Annotated in this window: 18 protein-coding genes and 2 pseudogenes; 6 read left to right on the top strand and 14 right to left on the bottom strand. The window is 58.3% G+C overall.

Translation table 11 applies throughout. The features are described from left to right. Nucleotides 1-170 precede the first annotated feature (170 nt). From FEZ63_RS17280 to FEZ63_RS25965, 7 genes are all read right to left on the bottom strand, one after another. Nucleotides 171-1,418: a CpaE/TadZ family protein gene (locus FEZ63_RS17280; RefSeq protein WP_150946753.1), complete on the bottom strand. Its 1,248-nt coding sequence runs from the start codon at nt 1,416-1,418 to the stop codon at nt 171-173. A gap of 118 nt (nt 1,419-1,536) precedes the next feature. Beyond that, the gene (cpaB, locus tag FEZ63_RS17275) at nt 1,537-2,328 is read right to left on the bottom strand and encodes a Flp pilus assembly protein CpaB (protein ID WP_150946751.1); all 792 of its coding nucleotides are present in this window, start codon (nt 2,326-2,328) and stop codon (nt 1,537-1,539) included. Nucleotides 2,329-2,380: 52 nt separating this feature from the next. Then, nucleotides 2,381-2,896, bottom strand: a complete 516-nt coding sequence (locus FEZ63_RS17270) for an A24 family peptidase (protein WP_244622851.1) — start codon at nt 2,894-2,896, stop codon at nt 2,381-2,383. A gap of 111 nt (nt 2,897-3,007) precedes the next feature. Next, on the bottom strand, nt 3,008-3,187 hold the full coding sequence (locus tag FEZ63_RS17265) for a Flp family type IVb pilin (RefSeq protein ID WP_150946748.1): 180 nt from the start codon (nt 3,185-3,187) through the stop codon (nt 3,008-3,010). A gap of 323 nt (nt 3,188-3,510) precedes the next feature. Beyond that, complete coding sequence (locus FEZ63_RS17260; protein ID WP_150946746.1) at nt 3,511-4,146, bottom strand: hypothetical protein; 636 nt, start codon at nt 4,144-4,146, stop codon at nt 3,511-3,513. Between the two features lie 70 nt (nt 4,147-4,216). Further along, nucleotides 4,217-4,663: a PilZ domain-containing protein gene (locus tag FEZ63_RS17255; RefSeq protein WP_150946744.1), complete on the bottom strand. Its 447-nt coding sequence runs from the start codon at nt 4,661-4,663 to the stop codon at nt 4,217-4,219. Beyond that, nucleotides 4,660-4,782 (bottom strand): hypothetical protein, encoded by a 123-nt coding sequence (locus FEZ63_RS25965; RefSeq protein ID WP_275552357.1) that lies wholly within the window; start codon nt 4,780-4,782, stop codon nt 4,660-4,662. The genes FEZ63_RS17255 and FEZ63_RS25965 overlap by 4 nt, the downstream gene beginning before the upstream one ends. 511 nt (nt 4,783-5,293) lie before the next feature. On the opposite strand from FEZ63_RS25965, the pseudogene FEZ63_RS17250 reads away from it, so the two are divergent. Together FEZ63_RS17250 and FEZ63_RS25720 are read left to right on the top strand one after the other, a co-directional pair. Then, a pseudogene (locus FEZ63_RS17250) lies at nt 5,294-5,488 on the top strand (IS5/IS1182 family transposase); the annotation flags it as partial. Nucleotides 5,489-5,589: 101 nt separating this feature from the next. Then, nucleotides 5,590-5,742 (top strand): annotated as a pseudogene (locus FEZ63_RS25720) (GrpB family protein); the annotation flags it as partial. A gap of 132 nt (nt 5,743-5,874) precedes the next feature. Here the strand turns inward: FEZ63_RS25720 and FEZ63_RS17240 are convergent. Continuing rightward, on the bottom strand, nt 5,875-6,378 hold the full coding sequence (locus FEZ63_RS17240) for a 6-pyruvoyl trahydropterin synthase family protein (RefSeq protein WP_244622850.1): 504 nt from the start codon (nt 6,376-6,378) through the stop codon (nt 5,875-5,877). 43 nt (nt 6,379-6,421) lie between these two features. Beyond that, nucleotides 6,422-7,096 carry a GTP cyclohydrolase I gene (folE, locus tag FEZ63_RS17235; protein ID WP_150946739.1) on the bottom strand — a complete coding sequence of 225 codons (675 nt, stop codon included), beginning with the start codon at nt 7,094-7,096 and terminating at the stop codon, nt 6,422-6,424. Between the two features lie 152 nt (nt 7,097-7,248). Between folE and FEZ63_RS17230 the strand changes: the two genes are divergently transcribed. Together FEZ63_RS17230 and FEZ63_RS17225 are read left to right on the top strand one after the other, a co-directional pair. Beyond that, complete coding sequence (locus FEZ63_RS17230) at nt 7,249-7,755, top strand: putative pterin-binding protein (RefSeq protein ID WP_150946831.1); 507 nt, start codon at nt 7,249-7,251, stop codon at nt 7,753-7,755. Nucleotides 7,756-7,789: 34 nt separating this feature from the next. Beyond that, nucleotides 7,790-10,207, top strand: coding sequence for a putative bifunctional diguanylate cyclase/phosphodiesterase (locus tag FEZ63_RS17225; protein WP_150946737.1), 2,418 nt, complete (start codon nt 7,790-7,792; stop codon nt 10,205-10,207). Between the two features lie 95 nt (nt 10,208-10,302). On the opposite strand, the gene FEZ63_RS17220 is transcribed toward FEZ63_RS17225, so the two are convergent. Beyond that, nucleotides 10,303-11,361, bottom strand: a complete 1,059-nt coding sequence (locus FEZ63_RS17220; RefSeq protein ID WP_244622848.1) for an AraC family transcriptional regulator — start codon at nt 11,359-11,361, stop codon at nt 10,303-10,305. Nucleotides 11,362-11,532: 171 nt separating this feature from the next. Between FEZ63_RS17220 and FEZ63_RS17215 the strand changes: the two genes are divergently transcribed. Next, nucleotides 11,533-11,886: a hypothetical protein gene (locus tag FEZ63_RS17215; RefSeq protein WP_150946735.1), complete on the top strand. Its 354-nt coding sequence runs from the start codon at nt 11,533-11,535 to the stop codon at nt 11,884-11,886. Nucleotides 11,887-12,116: 230 nt separating this feature from the next. On the opposite strand, the gene FEZ63_RS17210 is transcribed toward FEZ63_RS17215, so the two are convergent. Continuing rightward, nucleotides 12,117-12,398, bottom strand: coding sequence for a hypothetical protein (locus tag FEZ63_RS17210; RefSeq protein ID WP_150946733.1), 282 nt, complete (start codon nt 12,396-12,398; stop codon nt 12,117-12,119). A 388-nt stretch (nt 12,399-12,786) separates the two neighbouring features. On the opposite strand from FEZ63_RS17210, the gene FEZ63_RS17205 reads away from it, so the two are divergent. Further along, nucleotides 12,787-12,984, top strand: a complete 198-nt coding sequence (locus tag FEZ63_RS17205; RefSeq protein ID WP_150946731.1) for a hypothetical protein — start codon at nt 12,787-12,789, stop codon at nt 12,982-12,984. Between the two features lie 77 nt (nt 12,985-13,061). Here FEZ63_RS17205 and FEZ63_RS17200 read toward each other — a convergent pair whose 3' ends face one another. From FEZ63_RS17200 to FEZ63_RS17190, 3 genes are all read right to left on the bottom strand, one after another. Further along, a complete protein-coding gene (locus tag FEZ63_RS17200; RefSeq protein WP_162419768.1) occupies nt 13,062-14,249 on the bottom strand; it encodes an AraC family transcriptional regulator in 1,188 nt (395 codons plus the stop codon). A gap of 115 nt (nt 14,250-14,364) precedes the next feature. Further along, nucleotides 14,365-14,997, bottom strand: coding sequence for a response regulator (locus FEZ63_RS17195; protein ID WP_150946727.1), 633 nt, complete (start codon nt 14,995-14,997; stop codon nt 14,365-14,367). Nucleotides 14,998-15,130: 133 nt separating this feature from the next. Then, nucleotides 15,131-16,160, bottom strand: a 1,030-nt coding sequence (locus tag FEZ63_RS17190; RefSeq protein WP_201274190.1) for a sensor histidine kinase, incomplete at its 5' end; no start/stop codon positions are given.

The raw sequence follows: 16,160 nt of genomic DNA, 5'->3' as shown, positions 1-16,160 counted from the left end.
CCAACTTCTTCAGCCGGAGAGCTATTTAGCTTCCTGACGCTCGCTGCTTGATGAAGCAGTGGAGTCTCGCCGAGCTTCTCGATCGGTAGGCTTCTCTTGCCGAACATGGCGGGAGTCCCTGTGTTCCTGCGCGCGGAGCCGAGGCGGCTTCGTCGACCACCGGCAGTGGATTAGGCGTTCTTCGCGCTGAATCTCATCTTCTTCATCATCGAACCGAGATTGAATGCCCGTTTTTGATGGCGCGGTTGATGTGGTGCGATGACGTTTGCTATCTCTGAGAATATTTTGGACGCGGGTGCCCTCGCGGAGAGCTCGGCGATCATTTGACCTTCGTTGGAAGCCTTTCCAAAAAGATGCGGATCGAAAGGGATGCAGGCAAGCAATTCAAGTTGGACCGCCTTGGCAAAGTCACCGGGTTTGATCTCCGGACGTTTCGGCACGCCAACCTGGTTCAGTATCAGCTTGGGTGGCGGGTCATGAGGGCGGGCCTGCCTCAAGAACGCGATGAGGCTCTTGGCATTCCGCAAATTGGGCAGATCCGGAACGGCCGTAATGATGACCTCGTCGGCGCTGACCAGCACCTTCCTCGCCCACGAGTTCCACACGTGCGGCATATCCAGGATCAGGAACGGCACACTTGATTGCGCAATCTCGATCAGTGGATCGACAGCGTTCTCCGCCAGATCATAGCACCTGTCCAGTGTTCCAGGGGCGCGAAGCAGACTGAGATGATCGCCACATTTGGCAAGCAATCGGTCTAGCAGAACCTCGTCCAGGCGTCCCGAATCCTCAATGGCTTCCGCAACGCCCTGCCCGGCATCGAGTTTGAAGTCGAGGCTCGCTGTGCCAAACGCCAAATCCATATCCGCGAGCACGACACTGGAGGCGAGTTGGCGCGCAATCGTCCACCCCACGTTATGAGCGATGGTTGACGATCCGACACCGCCCTTGGCGCCCACGAAAGCGTATGCCTGTCCGAGCTTGCTTGACGCGGACTCGCTATAGATCCCTGAAACTGCCACGATGAATGACACGGGGTCGACGGGCGCGAGTAGATAATCGCTGACCCCACGCCTCATCAGCTCGCGATAGAAATAGACGTCGTTGATATGTCCGATCGCCAACACCTTGGTGCCGGCGTCACAGACTTCGGCCATTCTGTCGATTTCGGCGAGGAATGGCTCAGACCTCGCGCGACTCTCGATTACGATGAGCTGCGGCGTCGGCTCCTTCTGATAGTGGGCGATCGCAGCGGCTATACCCCCGTCATGAACGGTGACGTGCGCCCGCGACATGAGCCGATCGCCGGCCGCGTTCCTGATCGCAGTCGCGATGTCGGGGCTATCGCAAAAGGCCTGGATACTGATGTGCGGAATCCGCGTCGCCTCTCGCCGCGGTGACTCAGTCAGTGCATGCATTATCGCCTCGGGCAGATCCGGGATGGATCGCGCCTCGGTAGGCTCGGCCGTCCTCATCAAAGCGAGGTTGCTCATTTGCGCTCTCCCGCCGCCCTCTCAGCGCCGTCCACGTCGCTGGTCATTGAACAACCGTACCTTCGCTCCGGACTTTGACATCTTCGCTCTTTCCTGCCCGGAAGACGCGCACGTTGACACTGCTCTCACGGGCTATGATTGGCTTTTCGTCAAGGTCTGCGATGGAGCGAAGGGCGAGGGAAAGGGTGCCGGCGGCTTGGGCCGATGCAATGATTTCCGCTTCGGTTGGAGTGACCTCCAGCGTTGCTGTCTTGCCCACAACGACCAATTGGCCCTTGGTTTCATCGGCTTTCTGATCCACGGCCAGCACGCGGACATTCCTGAGAAGCGTGCGGCTTGTATTCTCGGTCTTCCCTTCCCCTGCCGCGCTGGACACGTTCTGAATCACATCCACACGGTCATTGGGAAGGATAAAGCCGCCAGCTGTGCTTTCCGCGGAGACGCGGATCGCAACAGCGCGTTTGCCGGACGGCAGCATGGAGGCAAGCATGCCGGCTGGGCCACGGGAAAGTTTTTCCTCCCGGATCGGCTCACCGGAAACGAAATGGCTGCGCACAAGCGCTCCGGTGATGGATGTCAGCGCGTCCGGCTTGGCTTCACGGCTAATAAATCCGACGCTGATGGAGTCTTTCGGCCATGACTGCCACCGCAGGCTTTTCTCATCAAGTGCCTGCCCCTGAACCAGATCGCCAGCGGCAACCAATATCTCGGTCTTCGTCTGCGCAACCGGCGCAGCCGGTGCAACCGCGACCTCACGCGCCCTAGTCGAAAGCACGAGCCACCCGGCGAGCCCGCCGGCCCCGATTGCAATAACAAGGATGATGACACGAAGCATGGTCGAGAACCCGTCGTTGATCAGGAATGACAATTCATGGCGGAGTCACGCCTTAAGTTAGAGCTTTCATCCAATGTGTCGCCGGGAAGATGAAGAGAGCAGCCGCCGTTATCGCGACTCCGTAAGGAACGCCCGTCTCCGGTGCATGCAGCCGCATGATCCAGGGAACGGTAAGGCACTGTAGTGGCAATACCATTAAACGAAACTGAAGAAGAACTATCGTCAGGATTCCGCCAAACAGTGCCGTATAGAGAATGTAGGCGAGAGCATGATCCGCTCCAAGCCACAACGCGATCACGGCCGCGAGCTTGGCGTCGCCGCCACCGATCCAGCCAAGCCCAAATAACACGAACATGCACGCCAGTACGCCAGCGGCGACGGCAATGCTCCACCCGATATCCAACCAAGCAATGCCGGATAGCGGAGCCAGAATTATGTAACCCGCAATGAGAAAAAGAACGAGTCCATTTCGAATTTTCATTGTCACGAGGTCGGCCGCGCCCGCCCACAACACCGCCGCGATGAAACACGCACCTGCAGTGACTGAAGCCCCGATAGAAATGGTCACTGGCGAGCCTCTGAACGAGATATGCATACCCATACAATCAGCGCGGCGCGAAAAAAGAGGAGAGGTTCGCGGTCTCTCCCCTTCTCGGCACCGGAGCCAGGCTTACGAATCTTACCCGCCATTCGCGGTGGTAAGCGCGGTTGCGATATCGCCAAATACTCCTTGCAGCTGAGGTCTGATAAGAGTTAACGCAGCAATGATCGCGACCGAGACGAACCCGGCGATGAGGCCATATTCAATGGCAGTTGCTCCAGACTCGTCCTTCACAAAACGCGTTACGAGAGACTTCATGATGTTTGATCCTGACCTGATAGAATTGCGCTGCCTCACGCCGCAGCCTCGGCACAAGTCCCGTGGCCTGGAATGTGGGAACCAGAGCCCAAGCCCTCGTGTTGCCTTATCCTTGGATATTCCGAAGTATGAGTCGATTCAGCCTAATGGCCTAGGCCTTCGTTCGCGCAGCATCCCCCAAATGGCCTAGACCGATTCAACGACCTAGACCGCGAAGGGGGCGCGCGCAGCTCTGCCCTACAAGCTTGCGCCATTTATCCGCTTGAAATCCACCGAAGGTCTCGAACACACAGCGTCATGCGAATCCCGGGTGGGCAAGTAGCCTAAGGGCCGGTATGGAAACAGAGACCCTCGAATCCGTAAATATCTCCCAGATTCCTATCGAGACCATGCAATCTGAATTGCATCGCCGTTCCAGATTGAAACGCACGCGTCTCAGGGCCTTTGAAAAGGACGATCTCGAGGCGGGCAGGATTTTTACGAAGGAGGCCCAGGATTCCCCGCATGACGGAATCACTGAAAGCAATTGTTTCCCGAAACTCGAAACTCCCATCATCAAAAAAAAGCACGTTCGGATAAACCGGCAATAATGGAACGACCTGATCCTGGAACCATCCGCGAACGATGGCCCGACCATGGGACGAAGCGTGTGTGCTGGGGCTTCGAGGAAGATCGCCGATCTGAAACCGGATCCGGCGCACGCCCGGCTCGCAGGTCAGGATGAGCAGCCCTTGCCGACTAGGCCGGCTGCCTTGCACAGGGATGGTGATGCTGGTCCGCAAAAGAACAAAATTTGCGGACAGACGTTCCAGCTGCCATCCGTTCCGGCCAGCCTCAAAATCCTGCGCGCAAGCGTGACCCGCTGCCAGGAGTCCAAGCAGAACGCATACTTTTTTCATATTTTGTTGGCCGGTGGCGAGAGTGTCGGCAAATGTTAAGCCGTGATCGAATTTTTTCAAGGTGGACGCTGCGTGCAGGATTTCTGGGCCAAGTCCCCTAAACCGCTTCGTCCGTCAATCACTGCTGCCGCTACTGATCGATCTCCAATTTCAATCGGATCTTATCCGCGGGGACTCCAGCTATTTGCGCGATGTGATTGCGAGCTTCCGCCAGCACGTTCTGAATGTTCAGAGCCGAGCTCGTGATGCTCGCATCCTGGGGACTGCTCATTTCCGGAGATTCGGGCTCAGCGAGTAAAGCAGGAAACGTGCTGGATGCTTTCTCGTCTGCCGCGGAGATGAAGGTGAGTCCATGCGTTTTCCCATTGGACCACGCCACTCTGGCACGGGTCGATATTCCTTTCTTTGGGATTTCCAGCTCAAGTTGCGATGGAAGTGTGACCGGATGGGCGAATGCGATTTGCGCCCCGCTGTCCGAGAGGTCGCGCACGGTGCATTCGATAAGTGAGAAGCGATCATTGAAGACAACTCTCGCCTCAAGGAGGGTTCGCGTGCGCGGCTGATGACGGTTTGTCATATTGGCAGCCTTAGTGCGTCAGCCGAGACGTCCTCCTTCTCGCCGCTTGCCAGCATGCTGAAGGTATCATCCGGCAGCGGGCGCTGAAGCTGCAGGGCTCGCTCAACCAGCGCCGTCATCTGCATCCTCCTTCCCACTCTGAAGAAGTCGTGGGTCGATTGCTGGCCTTTGGTAACGGAATAGAGATTGCACATTCCTAAGTGTAACATGCTCGGCAGGCATGTCGTCAGTCTAATGAGCAGTTTCGGTTCCAGCGGAGATGACTAGGGACGCTTGCCAGCTCTCTAAAGAAACAGTTGCGATGGCTTGGCGCGCGTAAAACCGGAACTCCTGCTTAAGTTCTTCTACTTCACGCTCCCAAATAGATCCTTCGCATTGAGCATCATAAAACGCACGAGCCACCTGCTCGACTACTGTATCCACTTCCACCCCCACCCAATCGCCGTGCGGTTATTCCAAACTGGTCGCCAACTAAACGATATCGGTGAGTTTATTTCCAATAGATTGACGTTCTCGATCCTTAACCCTTTTTTGCCATGATTGGGCAACAGGGCTATCCGGCGCTTCCAAGCGCCTAGAGCCTGTTTGAGAACAGGTTGAGCGACAGCGGCTTCCATGAATCAAGCTCGGGATGCCGCCTATGACCGCACCGAGCTGCTCGATGCCGCAACCTACCGCGACTTCACCGTCGAGATCATTCGCCGGTCGGATGATTGTCTCCGGTTTCAAAGTGCTGTCCGGCGCTGGGTTGTCGAGCGCACCTTCGGCTGGAGGACGCGCTGGCGGAGGTTCGTTCGTGATTATGAGAAGCGTATCGATGTGTAGGCGACGATGATCCACATTGCCATGGTCAGCAATCTGCTCCGGCGGATCGCATTTTGAAGCCGCGCCGGCATCGGGGAAAGGGCTTTCGAAAAGGAGTACCGATGCTCCCTTCGTTTAAGGTCGAGTTGAGACCTCACGATCCTCAATGGGCGAGCAAAGCCGAAGATGAAGGTCAGGCGCTTGCAGCCGAGATGGGTTCATGCCTGCTGAACGTTCATCATATCGGCTCAACCGCCATCCCCGACATTCATGCTAAACCCGTCCTCGCGGATCGCCTGCTGGCCGGCGGAATAGAGATTGCACATTGGACCAGCTTACCGCAACAAACGACAAGCTCGGGTCCGCGGCCTCAACAGACATCCGCCGACCGCATCCACTCCGGAGAGCTATCGCGAATAGATCGCCGAGTTACCACCATGCTCCTTTACTTCTACGCTCTCCAGCCACACGCGATTTTTTGTCTGCTCGCGAGTGTAGTTCTCCAAAAAATCAAATACGTACTTTGCGGTTCCCTCGCAGCCAACCGTCGGTATAACTCGCATCTCGATAAGACCATCGCGTTGTAGGATCTCAAAACGCGGAAGTTCAGGATCATCCTTCGCAACGAGCATCGTATGGTCAAACATGTGTTTGAGCCATTCCTTGACAGGTTTCAACCCTCCGAAATCCAAACACCAATTGTGCTCGTCTAGTCGATCGGTAGCAAAGATGAACTTGAAAGCCAGCGCATACCCATGAATCAAACGGCAGTGGGAGTGGGAAACTTTCCACTGTCGAAAGCAGCAGGAAAGCCCCTCGGTGTGGTCATAGGTTTTTGTAGATCGATAGATTTCTTGAGAAGGTGGCTTGCCCATCGAAGTTGAGCTGGGCGTAGAACGAGGCAAATCCATCACGAGCTCTCCGGAAACGGTAGCGAAATTCAAGAAGGGACTGCTATCCAAGGTTCCCGCGATCAAGCGCGAGGCACTCTTGGAGGAACTCGCTCTTCAGCTCCGGTGAGCTAGACAAGCTTCCCCAGTAATAGGAGTTAACCATTCGACTACGGTGGCTTGCTCGGACTCCTCGTTGAGTTTTGCACATGTGAACGGCGCTAATCCGCACTGCGAGACCAAGAGGTTGTGTCGTCTTGACGATATATTGGCCAATTTGCTTGACAAGCTCTTCTTGGATCTGAAGCCGAGAGGAGAAATGATTGACTATACGGTCGTATTTTGAAAGGCCGATGATCTTGCCGTCAGCGGAGGGTAAAATGCCTATATAGGCCGAGCCGTAAATTGGCATGAGATGATGCGCGCACATCGACCGCAATTCGACCGGACCGGTGACGATAAGTTGGTCATAAGCTTCAACATTCTCAAATTCTGTAATTCGGGGCGGCGCCGTGTACCGACCCTGCAGGAGTTCTTCTACGAACATCTTTGCGACACGCCTTGGTGTTTCACGTGTGTTGTGATCGTTCTCGTGATCAATTCGCAAAATGTCAAAGAGTTCTTCGAGCTTCCGGGCAGCTGCTGAAATCATTGAGTGGCGCTCGACATCATCGAGTGGCTCGTCGAGTGCCTCGTTGCAGAGCCGAACAATGTTTCTTTCCTTGCGATGGACGTTCACAGCTTACCCACAATATTAATAATGATACTTAGATCTGAAAGGACTAGCGCCCGCATGATGAAATGGCAATTGCTGTTAGCAATAAAAAGGGTAGGATAATTGGGATTGCAGTTTTCTGCTTCGCTGTCACTAGGGAACCCCGAATGCGCTCGATGACACACAACTTTATTGGCGTTCTTTTTGTTATTGCAGGACTTGTAGCGAACACCGCGAGTGCGGAGTCGCTCAAAACTCCGACTGAAAAGCCGATCCTGACCATATCGGGGAAAATCGCTTTAAAAAACGAGGGAGATTCTGCTCAATTCGATCGGGCTATGTTGGAATCTCTTGGCATGGTGACGGTCGAAACAAGTTCCCCTTGGTATAAAGGCTTGGTCAAATTCGAAGGGATTTCGCTCGACAAGTTGATGAGCTACGTCGGCGCAACCGGCGATCGGGTGACTGTCATTGCGCTTAACGACTACAGCACCGAAATTCCGATTAAGGATTTCAGCGATCACAATACTATTATTGCCCTAAAGCGGGACGGTGAATACATGTCCGTCCGCGAAAAGGGACCCCTCTTTATCATCTATCCTTTCGATTCGAAGCCTGAATTAAAGAGCCAGACATATTATGGCCGATCAGCGTGGCAGGTTGCCAAAATCATCGTGAAGTGAGTGCCCGGCCTTGCGTCGCACAGGGACGCGGGACGTGCGCCTCCGGGTTCTGCAAATTGTGCTTGCCGTCGTTATCGGGTGCTTTGTCGTTGGAGGATCCTATCTCTCGTGGCTCATTGTCGAGCGGCAAACAGCTCTAAGCCAAGTTTCACGTTACAATACTTCCTGGTTGGCAAGTCAGGCGCTTTCCGAGTTCACGCGGTTCCAACAACGTCTTAGTGGGTTCGCCCTCTCGGATGGGAGTATTGCGAAGAACGAGGTTGAGCTGAGGTTCGATATCCTCGTTAGTAGGGCGACGCTCCTCGCCGACGGAGAATTTCAGGACTTCGTCAAGGGCGACCCCGAGCGGCAAGCTACCGTTCAACAACTTACCGAGGCCCTGGATAGGGCGCAAACGATTATCGCGCATATCGAGTTGCCTGGTTTGCCAAGACAGCTTCTTTCGATTCTGCAGCCTCTTGAAACGAGACTCGCAGTACTCGCATCAGCGGCTAATCGTTACGGTGCGGAGCGTGTCGCCGAGGACCAGCAGGAACTCATCCGCCTGCACTGGCTCTTTTCTAGTCTAGCCGGCGGGCTAATCGTCTGCGGGTTCCTACTTATGGGGCTCCTGGGATGGCACAATCATCTGCTCAGACGCGCGCACCTTGATCTCCGTTTGCTGACAGAAAATCTGCAACGAACCTCGGCAGAACTCGAACAAGCCAACACAGCTGTCGGAACTGCCAATGCGGAGCTTCAGTTCCAAAACGAAACGCTGCAGCTGCAGGAAGTTGAACTCCGAACACAAAACGACCGTTTCGAAGCGGCTTTAAACAACATGTCCCATGGGCTCTGCATGGTCGATTCGTCAGAGCGGATTATTGTATTCAACGGTCGATTTGCCCAACTTTTTGACCTGCATGGCGAGATGCAGCCGGGAAACAATCTTGCGCAAATGGTCGGTGCTGCAAATCAAAGCGCAGAAGGATCGGCAATCCTCCAGCAGATTTTTTTAGAGCAGCGGGAGCTTGTTCGAGATCGACGGAGCGCGTCATTTATCAAAGGTCAACCGGGTAGCCGGATAATTTCAATCTCACATCAGCCAATGTCCGCGGGTGGGTGGGTTGCGACTTACGAAGACATAACCGAACGACAGCAGGCTGAATCACGGATCGCATATATGGCGCACCATGATTCGCTCACCGGGCTGGCTAATCGGATGTCGCTCCGGGAGCGAATGGAGCAACTCCTCATGAATGTCCAGCATCAGGAGGCCTCGCTTGCGGTCCTTTGCCTCGACCTGGATCGGTTCAAGGAAGTGAACGACTCTTTAGGTCACGAGACTGGCGATGCTCTACTAATGGCGGTAGCTGATCGCCTTCGCGGTTGCGTACGGGGTAACGATTTAGTCGCGCGCGTAGGTGGTGACGAGTTCGCAGTGCTGCACCTTTCTCAGAATGTGTCGTCGGATTCAGATGCTCTCGCCCGGCGTCTTATTGATGCAATCAGCGAACCGTTTGATCTTGACGGACAAGAGGTCGTCATTGGAACGAGCATTGGCATCGCCCTCGCTGTTGAAGGCAGCCTGTCATCAAATCGGCTGCTTAAACATGCCGATCTAGCCCTCTACCGCGCCAAGGCGTCCGGGCGAGGCAACTTCCGTTATTTTGAGCCAGACATGGATTTGGAGCTGCAGGCCCGCAGGGCTTTGGAACTAGATTTGCGAAAGGCTATGAGCAATGGAGAGTTCGAGGTAGTCTATCAGCCTCAGATCAACATCGAAGCCAATGAGATAAGCGGCTTCGAAGCGCTTCTTCGATGGCACCATCCCATTCGTGGCTCGGTACCGCCAAGCGAGTTCATTCCCGTTGCGGAAGACATTGGGCTAATCTTACCGTTAGGCGAATGGGTTCTGCAACAGGCCTGCGCGACAGCCGCGGCATGGCCCAGAGCTATCCGAGTTGCGGTCAATCTCTCGGCAGTGCAGTTCCGGAGTCGAACGCTCGTTCAGAGAGTTGCCAGCGCCCTTGCTAAATCGGGGCTTGCCTCCAACCGGCTTGAGCTGGAGATTACAGAATCGGTGTTACTTAACGAGAACGAGAGTACTGTTGCGACGCTTCATGAATTGCGGGGGCTCGGCATCCGCATTGCCATGGATGATTTTGGTACCGGTTATTCGTCTCTTAGCTACCTGCGCAGCTTTCCATTCGATAAAATCAAGATTGATCAATCTTTCGTTCGGGAGCTGTCGACCCGCGCGGACTGTTTGGCAATCGTGCAGTCGATCGCCAGCCTCGGTGCTAGCCTTCGCATGACGACTAGCGCCGAGGGAGTCGAGACGAAGGGTCAGTTTGACCAAATTCGCGCCGCGGGTTGCACCGAAGTACAAGGCTTTTATTTCCAGGAGCCCAAACCCGCCGAGGCGTTGGTTTTTTCAACTGCAGATCTCGGTTCTGAGCGAATTACTTGACCGGCAGCCCTGCTGTTTTGCCCCTTCGCTGGGGGCGCTCTGCCGCTCTCCCAATTCGAATGAGCGTTCCTCAGCTGAATGCCCCGCCTGCACAACTAGCTGTGAGTCCCTTCGAGGTCGCTGCGAGCCAGCGAGCGCACCTGCGTCGGTGTTCGCCCCGTCCACCGCCTGAAAGCATGGGTGAAGGCGCTCACCTCCTGGTACCCGAGGAGCCACGCGATGCGAGAGATCGAGAGGCTTGCGTCCCTGAGATAGTGGCGGGCGAGGTCCGTTCGCATCTCGTCCGTGATCTTGGCGAAGGTTAGGTTCTCCGCCGCCAGCCGCCGGGCGAGCGTCCGCCGGCTCATGCCGAGCGCCTGCGCGATCTCGCCCACGCGTGCCTTGCCGTGCGGCAGAAGCGGCGCGATGGCGTTCTCCACACTGGCCCGAATCGGGCTGGCGAGGCTGCCCCGCCGGGATAGAGCGTCGTCACAATACTGGACGAGAAGCTCGTTCAGATACGGGTCGGCACCCGCAATCGGAAGCTGCGCGGCGCCGCGAGCGAAGGCAACTTCGTCCTGTACGGCGGCGAAGGCGACTTCGCATCCGAAGTAGTTGTCGAGCAGTCCGGATTCGGCGCAACGCGGATGGGCGAGGCTGACGCGAACGGGCCTGAGGCTGGTGTTTGTTAGCTTTTGGCACGTCCGGACGAGCGCCGTCACCCAGAACTCCATTTGGTGCCTATCCGTGTGCCGCGGCACACCGACATAGTTGTAACGGACGGCGAAATCTCTCGACTCGAGGCTTTGCCATAGGATGCCTTCGTTGGCGATGGTGCTGTACCGCTCCGCGCGGGCCAGAGCCTCCCCGAGCGTCGCGGAAGAGGCGAGCACGAAATAAAGCAGCCCGATCTCGCGAAGTTCAAACGTTTCGGCGAGATGGAATCCTAGCAGGTCATCCTGAATTGCCTCTGCCACTAAGTTCAACAAGTTGATCTGGCTCTCGGCGGCCAAGCGTGCTTTCCCATCCTCCATCTGGCCGTGCGAAATACCAACCTTGCGTAGGACGGGCTCCAAATCGACGCCGTCGGCAACAGCGCGGGCAACGGCCAGTCGGGCAATGCCTCCGGCTGCCGTGGGAGGCATCGTGTAGGGCGCCATAGGCGGTTGCGACATGGACTGCACCCCTCGCTGCATTGGCTTCAGATCCCACCCCGAGGCCTGGTACAGCAAGCCTTTGACCCACCATAGCAAGACAGTCGCCGACATAGCCACTATCAACACGACCGTCCAGCGAAGGGCAGTCGACTTGGAAGGCTTGATCTTTTTGAAACGATGGAGAATGGCATGCCGCAGTCTCGGCGAAATCGGCGCGAGATTCTTCATGGCCCCGATATCTGCCGTGACCAGATCGAGCAAAAAATCATCCGCGCATACGTTCAGCTTGCGGTGGCGCAGGATTGTAACGACGGCTTTAGGATCGTCATGCTTGCGCGGTTCGGTGGCCTTGAGGTGCGCCTGACCAAAACTCCCCAAGCGGGGGCACCGCCATCTCTGCCGTCGTATTGGTTGGAGATTTACTCCCGCAAGAGCGGCTCTACCATCGACAGATTCGAATGTCTCGAGTTCGACGAAGGCGAGTTAGCCGCGGCTGTCGAGTTCGTCTGCCGGGCAAAGCAGCGTCATCAAGCACTCAACTGACAGGGGCCATGCTGGCCAAGGCAGATTGGGCTCCGCAATTTTACGTTTAGTCTTCCTGCGTCTTGGCAATCGAATCACATCGTTTCTTATTTCCTGATGTTCTTTTTCAGCACCTGACGATTTCCTTCCGCCACTGAGGGGCCGTTTGTAACGGCCCCTCTTTTTCTGACTGGGAGAGGGCGTGACTTCTTCGTGATTACGTCGCAGGCTTCTGGCTATCCCGGGTGGCATCACGGTCGCTTTACGGCCGCTGCCGTTGGCATCGTAATGGAGCGTACCAGGCCAAAGGCGGCCACTGTGCCGATCGCATAGGCTGCCGTCGCGTCGAGCCGAATGACGGCTCGCTGGACCAGGCCAGGTTCAAGGCGAAGCGCAAGCGCGTGGCGGAATAGCCAGCCCGTGGCCAAGACCGCAGCCACGAAGACTAGCTGCCCGATCTGGACCTCGTTCGGAGCGGCATAGGGGAAGATCGAGCCGGGCGTGCTCTGAATGGGATTGGGCTGTACCTGCACGGGTGCAAACCCTGTGAACGTCACAAGCGCGATACCGATAATAATCGCAGGTGTTCTCTTGGAAGCCTCCTCTCCGCAAAGTGAGATGGTTGCGACGTGCACGAGGCGTTGAAGCTGCGATGCCGAAAGCAGTCGACGAACGCGTTCGCTTAGCGGAGGTATCGCAGATCCCCGACACGTGTGCAGAAGACATCATAGGTTGATCCGGCCGTCCTGCTTGACCCGGTGGGCCACTCGTTTACCAAATGCGGACCTGGATCAGCAATCCAAAGGAGGAGCGATGCGTTAGCTTTCGCATTGGTGGGCGTCTTGCGTCCTTGTCCCGCTCGGCCTCCTCACCGGAGGTACGAACGACGCACTCGCCGCGGATCTGGGACCATCGGCTCTCGTGATCAATGCTCCCGCCGTGCCGGGGTGGACGTACCGTGTCATCCCCTACGGCTGGCTCACCGCGCTGAAGGGCACCTACAACGGCATTACGTTCTCGGGCGTGATCGGCTATCGGGCGCTCTATGTCGACTATGTCCAAGGCGAGGGCCGGCAGCGCTACGAGTTCGACATGCTCCAGCACGGGCCGGTAGGCTGACATGTATCAGCAAGGTCGGGCCCGTGTGGCTGGTTGCGAACAGCGGGAGCAGGCACGGTCTTCCGCCCGGCCCTCGATCAAAGCCATCCCCGGCCTGTGCCGTGGTGACCTGCTGCCCGATGCGGTCCTGCGATCCGGGAGCTCGGTGGCCGGGGCTGAGCCGAACCGTTTTCCACGCGCCAAGCCGCCGGCGATTGCCCCGACCAGCGGCGGAAGGCTCTCGTGAAGGCGCTCGCCTCGGAATACCCGAGCGCCACGGCAACCTCGCTGAGCGGGATTCTGGTCTGACTCAACAACTGGCGTGCGATCTCGAACCGCGTCTCGTCGACAAGGCTTTGGAAGCGCGCACCCTCGGCCCGCAGACGCCGGCTTAGGGTGCGGCGATGAATGGCAAAGCGATCCGCAATCATCGCGGCCGAGCACCGGTTCGTCAGGATCTCGGTCCGCAGGACGCGGCGCAGGTTCTCCTTCCAAGCGCCCGGTCCGGCGGCCTCGAGTTCCCGGACATGGGCCTCGAACACCTGGCGAAAGATCGGGTTCGCGTCCGCGATGCGGTGGTCAAGCCAACGTGTCGGAAAGACGAGCGCGGCGGTTTCCTGATCGAAGCGAACGGGCGCCCGGAAGAAGCGTCGATATGCGCCCAGATCGGCTGGCGGGTGTCGGGGCAGCAGCACCTCGTCTGGCGCCCAATCGGGTCCGCACAGCGTCCGCATGATACTCGTCGCCACCGCGATGACTTCGTCGGAGATCTGCTCGGGGCTCTCAACGCCCTGCTCATAGATCGCATAGCCCAGGGACACCACATCCCCGTAGACCGACAGAGTGGGAGCAGCGCCACGGTCGTGCAGATGCAGGTGTCTGACAAGGGCCGACAGGGCCTCGCCGACGGTCGGCGAGTGTTGCAGGAGGCCTCCGATCGGGCCAAGCGACGAGAGGGTTCCCCTCTGCCCGACGAGAAGGCCGAAGTGCAGACAGTGCGTGTGCTCGACACAGGCCGTGAGCACCCGGCCCAAGGCCGCATAGGGAATGATGTTGTTCTCGTCCTCGAAGAGTTCCGGATTGAGGCCTGCCTGACGGATCACCTCGCCTGGATCCGCCCCGAACGCGCGCAGGAGCGGACCAACTTCACATGCAACGCCGATGCGGATCACACCTTTCGGCACCGCCTGCCGGGAGGCCCCATGCGAAGGCAGATCCGTGGCTAGGTAGCGCAAGTCTGCCTGATCCGGTCCTCGTATCAACGCAAGTCGGGCCGGCAGCCTCACGGCAGCCTCCTGCCGACGTGGGTCATCCCCAAACTGTCCTGGATCAGGTCCCGGCAGGGTCGGTCGCAGGCCCGGCACCTCGCGATGCGGAGGGCATCTCGATCGAGGGTCATGATCAGGCCTCCACCAGCTTGTTGCGGATCGCGTAGCGGATCAGCGCGGCGGTCGTGTCGAGGTTGAGCTTGCGCAGGGCCAGGGCGCGATGGGTCTCGACTGTCTTCGTGCTGATGCTGAGGATGTCGGCGATCTGCTTGTTGGTCTTGCCTTCGGCGATCAGTTGCACGACGGCCTTCTCACGAGCGCTCAGTGCCGACTCGTGCACGCATCCCTTCGCTAGGTAGCTCTCGAGCAAGGCCTCGGAGACCTTGCCGGTGAAGAACGGCTTGTGGGCCGCCAGGCTCTCAACCGCAGAGATCAGGAACTGCCTGGCGTCGGACTTGAGCAGGAAGCCGCGGGCACCTGCTTCGAGGACATCGCGCACCAAGCCGTCGGTGTCGTGCATGGTGAAGATGAGGACCTCAACGCCGGGCACGCGGGTCCTGATCTGCCGGGTCGCCTCCACCCCGTTTACCAGCGGCAGGGCGTAGTCGATGACTACGACATCGGGCCGGGTAGCCAAGGCCTGGTCGATGGCCTCCTTGCCGTCCTTTGCCTCGCCGACCACCTCCCAGCCCTCATGTCCCTCCAGGATCGCCCGGACGCCGGAGCGGACCACGTCGTGATCGTCGGCGATCAGGATGCGTGTCATGGCGAGCCTTCCTCCGGCGATCCGGTGGCTGCGGCGGTTCCGGTGAGCCCGGTTGCCGACGAAGGATACACTTGCGGGCAGTCAGACCCACCTGCGCGAAACCCTGAAACTGCCGGTGGCGGACCCTGAAAATTCAGGAGGGAGCGCCGCCGTCCCCCTTGGCCGGGTCTGACAGCCACACCATTCGCAGGCGTCCGAACCGTGGCGGTGCCCTGCTCCGAGCGGGAGCCGGGACCATTGCGATGACGCCGGTGCCGCTCCGGCCCGTCCGGATCCTCAGGTCGCCGCCGAACTGCTCCAGGCGGGCTCGCATACCTGCAACGCCGACGCCGAGGCGGGTGGACCCGTCGGACCGGACCGGACCAGTCATGCCACGCCCGTTATCGCGAATGCGGACGACCAGGCGTCCGGACGCGATTCGTGCAGCGACCGACACTTTCGAGGCGCCGGCGTGTCGATGCACGTTGGTGAGGGACTCCTGGACCACCCGCAGGATCGCCCGCTGGAGGTCCGACGGCAGCTCGTCGACCTCCTCCGGAATACGGATCCTGGCGACGAGCCCCGTCCGACCCGCAAAGCCTTCGGCGAAATCACGCAACGTGGCCTGCAAGCCGTCCTTCGCCAGGTTCGGCGGATGCAGCAGGTAGGTGAAGATGCGCAGTTCCCGGAGCGCCTCGGCGAGCAGGCTGTCGATCTCCGCAAACGCGGAGCGGGATGCCGGCGTGGCCACGACCGTTCCCTCGAGACTGGCCAGCCCGAGGCTCGCTGCCACGAGGTGCTGCGCCGTCGAATCATGCAGCTCGCGGGCGATGCGTTGCCGCTCCTCCTCCTGGAAGGCGAGCAACTGCCTCGACAGTTCGCCGACCTTTTTGTTCGCTCCCGTGACCTGATCGGACAATACCCGGAGCGGCTGCTCCAATTGGCGAGCCGTGAACAGTGCGGCGAGGCCGCCCGCCAGAAGGATGAAAGCTGCCATCCCCGCTATCTGGCGCAGGACGCCCGTGACCGGGGCGTTGACGTGGGCGAGCGGGACCGCGACCACGGTCGTCCAGTTAGTTGCGCCGGAACTGCGGTATACGACCAAGATCGGGACTCCGCGCTCGTCGATGTCCTCAATAAAGCCGTCGACGGTCTCGCTCCCGTTGACGGCGGCGAGACGTGCC

This window comes from Microvirga brassicacearum (assembly GCF_008757455.1).
Lineage (GTDB): Bacteria > Pseudomonadota > Alphaproteobacteria > Rhizobiales > Beijerinckiaceae > Microvirga > Microvirga brassicacearum.
This window is presented reverse-complemented; position numbering and strand designations above follow the sequence as displayed.

What these genes read in the sequence shown, in the direction of transcription:
- FEZ63_RS17280 (WP_150946753.1), bottom strand. Translation starts at nt 1,418, where the DNA reads ATGCATGCACTGACTGAGTCACCGCGGCGAGAGGCGACGCGGATTCCG.
- cpaB (WP_150946751.1), bottom strand. Translation starts at nt 2,328, where the DNA reads ATGCTTCGTGTCATCATCCTTGTTATTGCAATCGGGGCCGGCGGGCTC.
- FEZ63_RS17265 (WP_150946748.1), bottom strand. Translation starts at nt 3,187, where the DNA reads ATGAAGTCTCTCGTAACGCGTTTTGTGAAGGACGAGTCTGGAGCAACT.
- FEZ63_RS17255 (WP_150946744.1), bottom strand. Translation starts at nt 4,663, where the DNA reads ATGACAAACCGTCATCAGCCGCGCACGCGAACCCTCCTTGAGGCGAGA.
- FEZ63_RS25965 (WP_275552357.1), bottom strand. Translation starts at nt 4,782, where the DNA reads ATGACGGCGCTGGTTGAGCGAGCCCTGCAGCTTCAGCGCCCGCTGCCG.
- FEZ63_RS17240 (WP_244622850.1), bottom strand. Translation starts at nt 6,378, where the DNA reads ATGGATTTGCCTCGTTCTACGCCCAGCTCAACTTCGATGGGCAAGCCA.
- FEZ63_RS17230 (WP_150946831.1), top strand. Translation starts at nt 7,249, where the DNA reads ATGACACACAACTTTATTGGCGTTCTTTTTGTTATTGCAGGACTTGTA.
- FEZ63_RS17220 (WP_244622848.1), bottom strand. Translation starts at nt 11,361, where the DNA reads ATGTCGCAACCGCCTATGGCGCCCTACACGATGCCTCCCACGGCAGCC.
- FEZ63_RS17215 (WP_150946735.1), top strand. Translation starts at nt 11,533, where the DNA reads ATGCCGCAGTCTCGGCGAAATCGGCGCGAGATTCTTCATGGCCCCGAT.
- FEZ63_RS17195 (WP_150946727.1), bottom strand. Translation starts at nt 14,997, where the DNA reads ATGACACGCATCCTGATCGCCGACGATCACGACGTGGTCCGCTCCGGC.